Raw genomic sequence first — 12,011 nt, 5'->3', positions numbered from 1 at the left:
AAGGACGACGGCCGACGCAGTCAGTGAACGAGCGCTAACATCGACGGAACCCCTCCCGACGTCGTAGAGAAGGTGACCGGAAGTGACCGACGGCCTGTACCAGCTTGCCGAGGAGCACGAGGAGCTGCGGGCCGCGGTCCGGGCCCTGGCCGAGAAGGAGATCGCGCCGTACGCGGCCGAGGTCGACGAGAACGAGCGCTACCCGATCGAGGCGTACAACGCGCTGGTCAAGTCGGGCTTCAACGCCGTCCACATCGGCGAAGAGTACGGCGGCCAGGGCGCGGACGCCGTCGGCGCCTGCATCGTCATCGAAGAGGTCGCGCGGGTCGACGCTTCGGCGTCGCTGATCCCGGCGGTCAACAAGCTGGGCACCCAGCCGATCATCCTGTCGGCCTCGGAAGAGCTGAAGAAGCAGGTCCTGCCCTCGATCGCGTCCGGCGAGGCGTCGGCTTCGTACGCGCTGTCGGAGCGCGAAGCGGGCTCGGACACCGCGTCGATGCGCGCCCGCGCGCGGCTCGACGGCGACCACTGGGTCCTCAACGGCACCAAGTGCTGGATCACCAACGCGGGTGAATCGACCTGGTACACCGTGATGGTCGTGACCGACCCGGACGCGGAGAAGAAGGCCAACGGCATCTCGGCGTTCGTGGTCCACAAGGACGACCCGGGCTTCTCGGTCGGCCCGAAGGAGAAGAAGCTCGGCATCAAGGGCTCCCCGACGCGCGAGATCTACTTCGAGAACTGCACGATCCCGGCGGACCGCATCATCGGCGAGCCCGGCACCGGCCTGAAGACGGCGCTGCGCACGCTGGACCACACCCGCCCGACGATCGGCGCGCAGGCGCTGGGCATCGCCCAGGGCGCGCTCGACGCGGCGATCGCGTACGTCAAGGAGCGCAAGCAGTTCGGCAAGGCGATCGCGGAGTTCCAGGGCGTTCAGTTCATGCTGGCCGACATGGGCACCAAGATCGAGGCGGCCCGCCACCTGGTCTACGCCTCCGCGGCGGCAACCGAGCGCGGCGACAAGCGCGCGGGCTTCATGGCCTCGGCGGCGAAGATGTACGCGTCGGACATCGCGATGGAGGTCACGACGGACGCCGTCCAGCTCTTCGGCGGCGCCGGCTACACCCGCGACTTCCCGGTGGAGCGCATGATGCGCGACGCCAAGATCACGCAGATCTACGAAGGCACGAACCAGATCCAGAAGGTCGTCATGGCCCGCGCCCTGCTCAAGGGGTAAATAGATCTTGATCCGGTAGTTCGGGTGTCCCTGGTGGTCCATGATCAGGCCGCCTCCAGGCCGTCATCGGCACCAGGCCGCCCGAACATCGCGCGACCTACACGCTCGACTGGCGTATCGGGGGTTCTGTAACACCCGGTGTTCGTGAGGCCGTCCGGGTGTTGATCGTCTGCCTTGCTCTTGATCGATGCCGCCTGGAGGAAGTGCCCGCGGTTCTCAATGCAGCGAATCCGGTAGTCATTCGGAGCATTTTGAAGCGCTGACCTAGCGTTTCCGGTAATCCCGTTGAGGACCGGCGGACCGTGGCGCCATACTTTGGTCCAATCCGCCTCAACAGGTGCACGGGGCGCCCGAGGCACAGCCGAACCGGCAGGGTAAGCAGCGACGTGGCGGATGTCGCACGCGTGGTGCGCGAACGGCACCTGCGTATCCCCTGCCGGACCCGCGCGCATCGTACTAACGCCGAAGTCACGGCGAACCCCGAACGCCCCCGGTGCCTGCTGGTGCTGGGGCGTTCAGCGTTTCGCCGCGGCGCGGGACCCGCGCCGCGGGTGCCTGCCGGTCCGGATCGGCTGAAACGCGCTGCGCCAGGAAGTCGACTACCGGTCGACCACCGGCGACAGGAGCACTACTCGATGATCGTGACCACTTCCGCGGACGGTTTCGTGCTCGGCATGATCGCGATCGTCGTGTTGCTCGGCATCGCCGTGATCCTGCTGGCCTACATCGCGATCAAGATCGGCGGCCGCTAGCGCCGGAGGTTCGAGCCCGCCGCCTGCGAACCCTGCGTTCGGCTTCATCGGCGCTGGGCTCGGTGGTCCTTGAGGAGCGCCGTCATCTTCGCCGGGTCCTTCGCGCCGTTGAGCTCGGCCAGTAGGTCGTCGGGGCACAGGTCGTAGTGGTCGCCCCACCAGCGGTGGCCCTTGTTGTCCCAGATCCGGTAGCCGCCCGGCACGCCTCTCGCCACATAACGCCGCTTGGCCATGCCGGGAGCCAACTGTGCCGCGCCCGGGTCGTCAAAGCGTTTTGTCATGTTCGTGAGTGTCACTCGGCCCGTCTTGTGTCACACATAGCAGGTCAGCGAGCGAATGAAAATCACTCACCAGGGGGAGTGTCCGAACAAGTTACCCGCGCGTTAATGAGTGTGGTGATGCAGGTCACCGTCGGTTCACAGAGAGGTGAATTGGATGGGCTTGAGGACGCGCCGGTGGCTGGTCGCCGGGATGGCCGTGACGGCCGCGCTCGTACTGGGGGCCACGACGGCCCAAGCAGCGGTCAGGGAACCCACCGGGCCCGTGCAGCCCAATATCCTCACCGCCGCCGTCTACTCGCTGGGGGCGCCGACCATCGCGCCGCCCGGGACGAACGACTGGAACTGCAAGCCGTCCAGCAAGCACCCCAATCCCGTGCTCCTATCCAACGGGACCACCGCCAACGCCTACGAGAACTGGGCCAACCTGTCCCAGAAGCTCGCCAACGCCGGGTACTGCGTCTTCGCCGGGAACTTCGGCGGGACGCCCGGGACGTTCCTGCAGACCGTCGGGCCGATCGCCGACACCGCGAAAGCGCTTGCCGCCTTCGGGGACAAGATCCTGAACGCGACTGGGGCCACGAAGCTCGACGTCGTCGGGCACTCGCAGGGCGGGATGAACATCCGGTACTGGATCAAGTACCTCGGCGGCGCGGACAAGATCAGCCGGCTCGTCGGGCTGTCGCCGTCCAACCACGGGACCGACCTCTTCGGCCTGCTGAGCACGCTCGAAATGATCCCGGGGGTGCCGGCCGTGCTCGGCAGCGTGTGCCAGTCGTGCAACGAGCAGGCCGTCGGGTCGGCCTTCCTCGCCGACCTCAACGCCGGCGGCGAGACCGTGCCCGGCATCGACTACACCGTGATCCAGACGCGCTACGACGACGTCGTGACGCCGTACACGAGCGCCTACCTGAAGGCCGCGCCGAACGTGAAGAACATCCTGCTGCAGAACGTCTGCGGGCTCGACTTCACCGACCACCTCGGCATCACCTACGACCCGGTCGCCCAGGGGCTGGTGCTCAACGCGCTCGACCCGGCGCACGCGAAGACGCCGCCCTGCGTGCTGGTGCCGCCGGTGATCAGCTGAGCTACGCCACATGAGATATAACCACCGCCGGGGCGGATTTCCGTCCCGGCGGTGTCACGCTCGAAGCATGTACTGGCCGGTCCCCGCGTCCTGGACACCCCGTGACGAAGCCGAGCTGGTCGCCGGCTGGGCGGCTGTGGCTCGAGCTGTCCGACCGCGCCTGGCCCACGGCGGCCTGGGACGGTACCCCGGCCGGCGCGGTCGGCCAGTTGCGGGACCTCCTCGCGGCCTGCGACGAGATCGAGACGTCCTACCGCGACGCCACCGACGAGCCGTCGGCCGGCTTCCTGCGCCTCGTGCAGGGGCTCGTCCTCACCGCCGGCACCGCGATCGGCCTCTGGTGGGACGACTTCGACCAGCTCGACAGCGAACGCGCGGCACTGCTCCACGACGACCTCGCGCGGTTCGCCGAGCAGGCGGAAGAGGTGCTGACGCTGCTCGCCGTCAACGGCGGCTGGACCCGCCTCGACGAAGAGCGCCGCCGTCCCGCCTAGCGAACGGCTCGCCACAGCAGGTGATTAGGCCGCATGGCGCAGCCGATCGGGCTTCGCACTGGGTACCCAGCAGGCATGAACCGGACAGAGGCCACGGCCCAACGAGGCGAAAAGACCGATACCGCGCAGTTGCTCGGCCGGGTCGGGATGGCCTGTTACGGCCTGGTCCACCTCGTCCTCGCCTACCTCGCCCTGCAGGTCGCGTTCGGCAGCGGCGAACAGGCCGACCAGAAAGGTGCCCTGCAGGAGATCGGCTCGAAGGCGTACGGGCAGGTCCTGCTCTGGGTGCTCGCCCTCGGGCTGGTGCTCTTCGGCCTCTGGCAGTTCATGATGGCCGCCGTCGGGTACACGTGGGTCAGCGGCGGCAAGCGGACGCGCAAGCGGATCGGCGCCGGCGCGCGCGGCGTCGTCGTGATCGCGCTCGGCTTCTCGGCCTTCAAGATCGCCATCGGCAGCGGCAGCGGGGGCTCGAGCAACCAGACCCAGCAGGAGTTCACCGCCAAGCTGCTGCAGCTCCCGTTCGGGCCGGCGCTGGTGGTCATCGCCGCCGCGGCCGTGCTCGGCGTCGCGATCGCGTCCGGGGTCAAGGGCGTCAAGAAGAAGTTCCTGGAAGACCTCGACATGAACGACCTGCCGGGCAAGACCAAGCGCTGGGTCACCTGGCTCGGCCAGGCCGGCTACCTCGCCAAGGGCGTCGTGCTGGCGATCGTCGCGATCCTCCTCGCCTACGCGGGGTTCAACGCCGACCCGAACAAGGCCGGCGGGCTGGACGCCGCCCTGAAGACGCTCGCCGCCCAGCCCTTCGGCACCGTGCTGCTGAGTGTGGTGGCCCTCGGCTTCGCCGCGTTCGGCGCCTACTGCTTCGGCGCGGCCTGGGCCCACAAGCGCTAACGCCGCGCCAGCTGGGCGAGGTACTCCTTGCGGTCCAAGGGGTTCTCGCCCGTGCGCGGGCGTACCGGCGGCTTCCCGGGGTACGGCCGGTAGTCGTCGAACTCGCTCAGGAAGACGCCTTCGCCCTGGGTGAGCGCGGACAGGGCCTGGGCGAACTCGTCGACGTGACCGGCCGGGATGGTGCCGTGCAGCGTGCACGACGCCGGGCCCATGGCGGGTTCGCCGGGCACCGCCCGCAGCTCCGCCAGCTTGAGCAGCACCGCGCTGACGGCGTTCGGCGGGATCTCCAGCTCGAAGCGGTGCACCGGCTCGTACACCCGCGTCCCGGCCTCGCGCAGCGCCGCCATCAGCACCAACGGCGTCATCTTGCGGAAGTCGCCGGCGGCGCTGAGCGGGCTGAAGAACGCCGTGTGCGTCAACGTCACCGCGCAGTCGAGCACCTCCCAGCCGTGCAGCCCTTGCTCGAGCGAGCTGTGGACGGTCTCCTCGATCGCCTTGTGGAACGCCAGCGGCAGCGAGCCCAGCTCCACCGACAGGCCGAACGTGACGCCCGGCCCCGGCTCGACGCGCAGCCCGACCGTCGCGAAGAAGTACAGCCGCTGCGCGGGATCCATCTCCTCGACCGCCTCCCCGCGGCCGACCGGCTTCTCGACGTACAGGGTGCTTGTCGGCTCGAACTCGACGTCGATCCCGGCGCCCTCGGCCAGCATCGAGCGCAGCACCTCCTTCTGCACTTCGCCGTAGAGCCGCACGGAGATGTCGTGACCGCGACGCCGGACGTCGATCAACGGGTCCTCTTCGGACAGTCGGGTCAGGGCCGTGAACAGCGCCGTGGTCTGCTCGGGCCGGACCGGCCGCACCACGCTCTCCAGGCTCGGCGGCGCGAACACGCCTTCGCGCGCGCCGCCGGGGGAGCCGAGCCGGTCGCCGATCCGGACGTCCCGCAGGCCGCGCAGCCGGGCGACGTCCCCGGCGAGCGCCACCTCGTCCCCGGCGACCTCGACCGCCGAGACGCGTCCGGTGAGCTCGGTTTCGCCGCGGTAGAAAGAGATCCGCTGCCGCGGCGCCAGCACGCCGGAGTACAGCCGGGCGTAGGCGATCTTCTCGCCGGCGCGGCCGCGGTCGATCTTGAACACCGTCGCGGAAAGCGGCCCGTCGCCGGTCCGCTCGGTGGCCGGGAGCAGCTCGGCCATCGCCGTGACGAGGTCCGCGACGCCCGCGCCGGTGATCGCCGAGCCGGACAGCACGGGGTGCAGCGTGCCGTGGGCGACCTGGCGGGCCAGCTCGGCGCGGCAGGCCGTGGCGTCGACGCGGTCGTCCACATAGGACTCCAGGAACGCGTCGTCGCCGTCGGCCAGCAGCTCGGCCAGCTCGTCGGACGCCGTGGTGGCGCTCAGCGCGATCGCCCGCGGCGCCAGCTTCGCGCGGACGTCGTCGAGCAGGTCGCGCGCGCCCGGCCGGTCGATCTTGTTCACGAAGATCAGCGTCGGGATGCCGAGGCGGCGCAGCGTCCGCATCAGCACGCGGGTCTGGGCCTGGACGCCTTCGACGGCGGACACCACGAGGACGGCGCCGTCGAGCACCCGCAGGGCGCGTTCGACCTCGGCGATGAAGTCGGAGTGGCCCGGGGTGTCGATCAGCGTGATCCGGGTGCCGCCGGTCACGAAGGAGGCCACCGCGGAGCGGATGGTGATGCCGCGACGGCGTTCGAGGTCCAGGGAGTCGGTCTGGGTGTCGCCGCCGTCGACGCTGCCGAGCCGGGCGATGGCGCCGGCCTCGAAGAGCAGGCGCTCGGTCAGGCTGGTCTTACCGGCGTCGACGTGCGCGAGAATGCCGATGTTCAGGGTTTTCACGGGTGCGGGAGGTCCTCTGGGATGCGGTGGACAGGCCGGGTCGGACGGTCTGTCGGCGCATCGGGGTCTCCTCGCGGTCGTGGACGCAGGTCAGGCTGAAAATAGCCCGCGGCAGGCCCGCGCGAAACCGGTTTCAGGCCTCCGTCGTCCCTGTCGGTTCCCTGTCGATCACCCTCCGGAGCTTCGATCACGGGTGCCGGGTGCCCTACTTTGGGTCGGGTCAGTTGAAATTTCACCGATCGGGAGTGAGCACGGATGTTCGGACGATTCAAGGACGTGGCCCTGTTGCTGGGGAGGATCGGCGTCGCGGTCGTCTTCCTCGCGCACGGGATCCAGAAGTGGAACAGCGGCGTCGACGGCACGGCGAAGTTCTTCGCCATGACGGGCATCCCGCTGCCCACGGTCGCCGCGATCTTCGCCATGACCGTTGAGATCCTCGGCTCGATCGCGTTCATCGCCGGGTTCCTGATGCCGCTGGTCGGCGTCGGCTACGTCGTGATCTCGGTCGGCGCGCTGCTCTCGGTGCACATCGATAACGGCCTCACCGGCCAGGGCGGCTACGAGCTGGTCCTGGTGCTCGCGCTCGCCGGCCTCGCCCTCGGCTTCAACGGCGGCCGCTTGACGCTGGATCACCTGCTGTGGGGCCGCAAACGCGCCCGCCGCGACACCGAGGTCGGCGAACTCCAGAACGCGTAACCCCGTAAAGCCGTGAAGGCCTCCTTGTCGGCCATAAGAGCCGGGAAGGAGGCCTTCACGGCTTTCAGGCGGGGAGGTCGGCGGTGGTGCGCTCGGCCTCGCGGCGGGCGGACAGCTTGGCCGGGTCCGCGTTGCTGACGTGCACCAGGTGCGCGCCGGCGGCGAGGGGGACGAGCAGGCCGTCGAGGATGCCCTCCGGCCCGCTCCAGTCCCGCGTGGACAGCACGCGGTCGTCCGCGCTCAGGCCGAGTTTCGCCGCACGGGCGCGGGCTTCCGCGAGGATCTCGTCCACTGTGGACTCGAACAGCGCCGCCGTGTCGCCGGGGATCGGGAACAGCGGCCGGTACTGGTCGCCCGCCATCCGCGCCTCGGTGAGGTAGTCGAACGCGCCGCCGCCCGGCGGCTCGTCGAGGCCGCGGCCCATCGGGTCCAGCGTCACGACGGCGGTCGCGGCCGCGCCGGTCGGTTCCGGGTCGTCCGGCCCGACGAACGCCACCCGCGCGCCGGTGCCTTCGCGCACCACGCGGGCGCCGCTCCACCACGCGCCGAGCAGCACGCCGACGGTCTGCCAGTGCGCCGGCAGCTGCACGGCTACGGCGTCGCCCGGCTCGACGTCGAACTCCTCGGTCAGCCAGTTGGCCGTCTTCGCGGCCCAGTTCACGGTCGTCGCCACGGACAGCTCGACGCGGCTGCCGAGCTGGTCGTCGTAGTGGGTGATCAACGGCTTGGCGGGCGAGGCCTGCAGCGGCCGCAGCAGCTCGTCGGTGAGGCTCATGCGCCAAGGCTAAAGCGCGGACCACCCGCCTCGCCGGTTGACACCGGATCACGCCGCTGAGTAGCTTTGCTTTGCAAGCAAAGCTATCTGACGGACTGGGGACAGCCATGACCATCCTTGTCACCGGCGCGCGCGGGAACGTCGGCCACGCCGTCGTCGACGCGCTCGTTTCCGCAGGCCAGGACGTCCGCGCGGCGAGCCGCGACGCGACTGCGCTCGGCGTCCCGGACGGCGTCGCGACGGTGAGCGCCGACCTCGAACGCCCGGAAACCCTGGACGCCGCGCTCGACGGCGTCCGCTCGGTGTTCCTCTACACGCAACGGCAGGGGGTCGACGGATTCGTGAAGGCGGCCGAAGCGGCCGGGGTGCGGCACGTCGTGCTGCTGTCGTCGGGTGCGACGCTCGAGCCGCGGTCCGCGCAGAGCCGGATCGCCCAGCTGCACCGCGTGGTCGAGGAGGCGCTGATCGCGGCGTCGTTCGGGGAGACGCTGCTCAACCCCGGCGCGTTCGCCACCAACGCGCTGGGCTGGCGCGCGGGCATCGCCGACGGCGTCGTCCGCACCGCCTACCCCGACTCGCGCAGTGGCGCGATCCACGAGCGGGACATCGCCGACGTCGCGGCCAGGATCCTCGTCGACGGCTCGCACGTCGGCGCCGCCCTGCAGCTGAGCGGGCCGGAGCCGATCAGCTTCCGGGAACAGGCGGCGGTCCTGGCGGACGTCCTCGGCCGGCCGCTGCGGGTCGAGGAGCTGACCCCGGAGCAGGCCGCCGCGCAGATGACGGCGCTCGGCTGGCCGCCCGAGGTGCCGCCGGAGGTCCTCCGGGCCATGGAACGGACGACGCGGGAGCCCTCGGTGGTCACCGACGTCGTCCGCGAGGTCACCGGGAACGCGCCGCGCACCTTCCGCCAGTGGGCCGAAGACCACCGCGCCGACTTCGCGTGACAATGCCGCACTTTCATCGGGAAAGATGCGTCCGGAGGCCCTGGAGACGCATCTTTCCCTATGAAAGTGACGATTTTTGGGGCTCTAGTTGACGCAAGTGACGGTTGGGGTTGCTGCGGCGCTTGCCGAGCCGCCGCCCGCGGGCTGAGCCGTGCTGCGCCCGGCCAGGCCGGCCACGAACTGCCGGACCGCCTGCGGGTCGATCTCGACGATGCTCTGCCCGTCTTCGCTGCGGCCGTTCGCGGTGATCACCGGGATCGTCGCGAACGCCAGGTCGCCGGACGCGATGCCCTTGGCCTGCTGCGCGAACTGCAGCAGGTCGAGCCCCGGGTCGAGGGTGAGCGACCGGTGGACGACGTCGGTCAGGTTGCTCAGCGTCCCCGGGCTCGTCAGCGTCCCGGCCGAGAGCACCTGGTGCAGCGCCGAAGACAGGAACGCCTGCTGCCGCACGATCCGGTCGAGGTCGCCGCGCGGCAGGTTCTTGCGCTGCCGGACGAAGGAAAGCGCTTCGCCGCCCGACACGGTCTGCTCGCCGCGGCGGAAGTCCGCCCCGGAGTCCTTGTCCTCGGTCGCGTGGTTCAGGCACACCTTGACGCCGCCGAGTGCCTCCGTGAGCAGGTAGAAGCCCAGCAGGTTGACCTCGGCGTAGTGGTCGATCCGCACCTGCGTGAGGTCCTGCACGGCCTGCACCAGGACCCGGCGGCCCTCGGTGTCGGAGTCGCGCTCGATCTTCGCCTGGTCGCGCTCGCCCTGGCCGCGCAACGTCTGGGCGTAGTGCGCCTTCGCGATGCCGTACGCCGAGTTGATCTTGGCCTTGCCCCGGCCCGGGATCTCGGTCCAGGTGTCGCGCGGGATCGAGACGGCCGACGGCTTCCCGCCGTCCTTCGGCACCCGCAGCAGGATCACGGTGTCGGTGTTGACGGCGCCGTTGTTCGCCTCGGTCCGCAGCTCGCGCAGCACCCGCGCCGGCAGCGCGTTGCCCTGCGCGTCCGTCCGCGCGTCGCTGCCGACGAGCAGGATGTCGTCCGCGCCGTCGTCGGCCGGCGGGGGAGCGGGCTCGCCGGCCCGCGGCGTCAGCGCGTCGGTCGTCGGGACGGTGCTCTGCAGCTGGTCCTTCGTGACGTAGGCGTAGCCGCTCGCGCCCAGGGCGATCAGCGAGACGAGGCCGACGGCGATCCGGCGCGTCACCCGGCCGGCGCGGCGCGCGCGGGACGGCGAGGGCGGTTCGGGGATCGGCTGACGCGGGAACGGCGACGGCTTCCACTCGGGCTCGTCGCTCTGCGTCACCGCCTCGGCGGCCGGTTCCGGCTGTTCCTGCTGTTCTTGCTCGTCATCCACCCCTTGTTCCCCTCCCCCGGGCACACTGAGTACTCAGTCTAGTTGACGCAGGGGACGTCGCCCGCCGTGATCGGCGGCGCGGCGGGGGGAGCACTCGACGGGGTGGAGGTCTGGACCGGTGGCTTCGACGGCGTCGTCGACGGCGCCCCGCCCGAGCCGGCGGACGAGCTCTTGAAGTCCTTGCCCAGCAGCACGCGCACGTGCCCGGCGGTGACATCCTTGTCCGGCTCGGCCTGGATCGCCGTGCCCAGGACCTGCTTGACGAGGCCCAGCGCGGTGTCGTCGGCCGGGTTGTACCGGACGACGGTGGTGTTGCGGGTGCTCAGCTTCTGGTCGGCGGGGAGCGTGAAGCCCTTGCTCTGCAGTGTCGAGTGCGTCTGGGTGGCCAGCGTCGGCGAGCCCGAGCCGTCGAACAGCTCCACCGTGACGGCGTTCGCGCCGGGCAGCTGCGCCTGCGCGGGGCCGGCCGGGGTGTCGCCGTCGGACGTCAGGCGCGTCACCTCCGCCTGCACCGCGGCCGGGTCGACGCGCAGCACGTCGGCGCCGCCGATGACCGCGTTGCCCTGGGTCGGGATGGTGTGGAACTCGATGTTGCCGCCGGTCAGCCCGCGCATCTGCTCGGCGAACTCGCTCAGGTCCCAGCCCTGGGACAGGACCACGGACTTCTTCACCGCGGATACCAGGTCGGCGATCTTCGTCGGGCTGGTCAGCACGTCGGTCGAGATGACCTTGCGGGCCAGGCCGGACAGGAACGCCTGCTGGCGCGCGATCCGGTCAAGGTCGGCGTTGGGCAGGTCGTAGCGCTGGCGGACGAAAGCGAGCGCCTGCACGCCTTCGATGCTCTGGCGCCCGCCCGGCAGGTCGACGCCGGACTTCTTCTCCTTGACCGGGCCCTTGAGGCAGACCTCGACGCCGCCGATCGACTGCGTGATCTCGTAGAAGCTCGCCAGGTTGACCTCGGCGTAGCGATCGATCATGCCCGGCTTGCCGATGAACTTCTCGATCGTCGCGATCAGGTTCTTCCGCCCGGCGACCTTGGCCTGCGCGTCGGCCTGCTTCAGGTCGGTCATGCCCTGGCGCTGCAACGTTTTGTAGGTGTCCGTGTACGCGTAGACGAACGCGCTGTTGAGCTTGTGCTTGCCGTAGCCGCCCGCGAGCTCGACCCAGGAGTCGCGGGGGAACGAGATCGCGACGGCGTGCTTCCCGTTCTGGGGGATGTGCACCAGGATCATCGTGTCGGTGTTGAGCTCGCCGTCCGAGACGCCGGCGTGCAGCATGTCCAGCACTTCGCGCGGCAGCGGGTTGCCCTGCGCGTCGGTGCGGCTGTCCTGCCCGACGAGGAGGATGTCGACCGCGCCGTCGAGCGGCTTGGCGTGCGCCTCGGTGTCGGCGAAGACGTTCGTGGTGGTCAGGCCGGTGTTCGGGTCGCCGATGAAGTGCCAGCCGTACCAGGTCAGCGCCAGGATCGCGACGGACAGCAACGAGACGACCACCTTGCCGCCGCGGCGGGCGAAGATGGCGACACCGTGGCGACGGCGCACCGGGACGGGCGGCGCAGGCCAATCGGTCACGCGCTTCCTCCCTGCGAACCCCGTGCTTCCCCCAGGGCACCCGTGTGCCTCCACCCGGACTCTACTGAGGGCGTTGTGGGGCCTCCGTAGGC

General features: G+C 70.2%; 10 protein-coding genes and 1 pseudogene. 6 read left to right on the top strand and 5 right to left on the bottom strand.

Annotated elements, in window-relative coordinates; translation table 11 throughout:
- Nucleotides 1-82 precede the first annotated feature (82 nt).
- Nucleotides 83-1,240: an acyl-CoA dehydrogenase family protein gene (locus ACLJQZ_RS22895; protein ID WP_410621947.1), complete on the top strand. Its 1,158-nt coding sequence runs from the start codon at nt 83-85 to the stop codon at nt 1,238-1,240.
- Between the two features lie 796 nt (nt 1,241-2,036).
- Here ACLJQZ_RS22895 and ACLJQZ_RS22890 read toward each other — a convergent pair.
- A complete protein-coding gene (locus ACLJQZ_RS22890; protein ID WP_410621946.1) occupies nt 2,037-2,273 on the bottom strand; it encodes a hypothetical protein in 237 nt (78 codons plus the stop codon).
- A 154-nt stretch (nt 2,274-2,427) separates the two neighbouring features.
- Between ACLJQZ_RS22890 and ACLJQZ_RS22885 the strand changes: the two genes are divergently transcribed.
- The 3 genes and pseudogenes from ACLJQZ_RS22885 to ACLJQZ_RS22875 all read left to right on the top strand — a co-directional run bounded on the left by ACLJQZ_RS22885 (nt 2,428) and on the right by ACLJQZ_RS22875 (nt 4,742).
- Nucleotides 2,428-3,357, top strand: coding sequence for an esterase/lipase family protein (locus tag ACLJQZ_RS22885; RefSeq protein WP_410621945.1), 930 nt, complete (start codon nt 2,428-2,430; stop codon nt 3,355-3,357).
- Nucleotides 3,358-3,424: 67 nt separating this feature from the next.
- Nucleotides 3,425-3,851 (top strand): annotated as a pseudogene (locus ACLJQZ_RS22880) (hypothetical protein).
- A gap of 75 nt (nt 3,852-3,926) precedes the next feature.
- Complete coding sequence (locus ACLJQZ_RS22875; protein WP_410621944.1) at nt 3,927-4,742, top strand: DUF1206 domain-containing protein; 816 nt, start codon at nt 3,927-3,929, stop codon at nt 4,740-4,742.
- Here the strand turns inward: ACLJQZ_RS22875 and ACLJQZ_RS22870 are convergent.
- Nucleotides 4,739-6,595 (bottom strand): GTP-binding protein, encoded by a 1,857-nt coding sequence (locus ACLJQZ_RS22870; RefSeq protein ID WP_410621943.1) that lies wholly within the window; start codon nt 6,593-6,595, stop codon nt 4,739-4,741. The two genes, ACLJQZ_RS22875 and ACLJQZ_RS22870, sit on opposite strands and share 4 nt — an antisense overlap.
- A gap of 255 nt (nt 6,596-6,850) precedes the next feature.
- Between ACLJQZ_RS22870 and ACLJQZ_RS22865 the strand changes: the two genes are divergently transcribed.
- Nucleotides 6,851-7,291, top strand: a complete 441-nt coding sequence (locus ACLJQZ_RS22865) for a DoxX family protein (protein WP_247060946.1) — start codon at nt 6,851-6,853, stop codon at nt 7,289-7,291.
- A gap of 64 nt (nt 7,292-7,355) precedes the next feature.
- Here ACLJQZ_RS22865 and ACLJQZ_RS22860 read toward each other — a convergent pair whose 3' ends face one another.
- The gene (locus tag ACLJQZ_RS22860) at nt 7,356-8,066 is read right to left on the bottom strand and encodes a TIGR03089 family protein (protein WP_410621942.1); all 711 of its coding nucleotides are present in this window, start codon (nt 8,064-8,066) and stop codon (nt 7,356-7,358) included.
- 107 nt (nt 8,067-8,173) lie between these two features.
- Here ACLJQZ_RS22860 and ACLJQZ_RS22855 point away from each other — a divergent pair, with 107 nt between their 5' ends.
- Nucleotides 8,174-9,010, top strand: coding sequence for an NAD(P)H-binding protein (locus tag ACLJQZ_RS22855; protein ID WP_410621941.1), 837 nt, complete (start codon nt 8,174-8,176; stop codon nt 9,008-9,010).
- An 84-nt stretch (nt 9,011-9,094) separates the two neighbouring features.
- Here ACLJQZ_RS22855 and ACLJQZ_RS22850 read toward each other — a convergent pair whose 3' ends face one another.
- Together ACLJQZ_RS22850 and ACLJQZ_RS22845 are read right to left on the bottom strand one after the other, a co-directional pair.
- Nucleotides 9,095-10,348: an LCP family protein gene (locus ACLJQZ_RS22850; protein WP_410621940.1), complete on the bottom strand. Its 1,254-nt coding sequence runs from the start codon at nt 10,346-10,348 to the stop codon at nt 9,095-9,097.
- A 38-nt stretch (nt 10,349-10,386) separates the two neighbouring features.
- Nucleotides 10,387-11,919, bottom strand: a complete 1,533-nt coding sequence (locus ACLJQZ_RS22845) for an LCP family protein (RefSeq protein ID WP_410621939.1) — start codon at nt 11,917-11,919, stop codon at nt 10,387-10,389.
- Nucleotides 11,920-12,011: the final 92 nt, after the last annotated feature.

The organism is Amycolatopsis sp. cmx-8-4 (assembly GCF_046548675.1).
GTDB lineage: Bacteria > Actinomycetota > Actinomycetes > Mycobacteriales > Pseudonocardiaceae > Amycolatopsis.
Note: the sequence above shows the minus strand (reverse complement) of the source record. Positions and strands in the feature narration are given on the sequence as shown.

Excerpts from the sequence above, each read along its gene's own strand:
- ACLJQZ_RS22865 (WP_247060946.1), top strand. The coding sequence starts at position 6,851 with ATGTTCGGACGATTCAAGGACGTGGCCCTGTTGCTGGGGAGGATCGGC.
- ACLJQZ_RS22860 (WP_410621942.1), bottom strand. The coding sequence starts at position 8,066 with ATGAGCCTCACCGACGAGCTGCTGCGGCCGCTGCAGGCCTCGCCCGCC.
- ACLJQZ_RS22855 (WP_410621941.1), top strand. The coding sequence starts at position 8,174 with ATGACCATCCTTGTCACCGGCGCGCGCGGGAACGTCGGCCACGCCGTC.
- ACLJQZ_RS22875 (WP_410621944.1), top strand. The coding sequence starts at position 3,927 with ATGAACCGGACAGAGGCCACGGCCCAACGAGGCGAAAAGACCGATACC.
- ACLJQZ_RS22890 (WP_410621946.1), bottom strand. The coding sequence starts at position 2,273 with ATGACAAAACGCTTTGACGACCCGGGCGCGGCACAGTTGGCTCCCGGC.
- ACLJQZ_RS22885 (WP_410621945.1), top strand. The coding sequence starts at position 2,428 with ATGGGCTTGAGGACGCGCCGGTGGCTGGTCGCCGGGATGGCCGTGACG.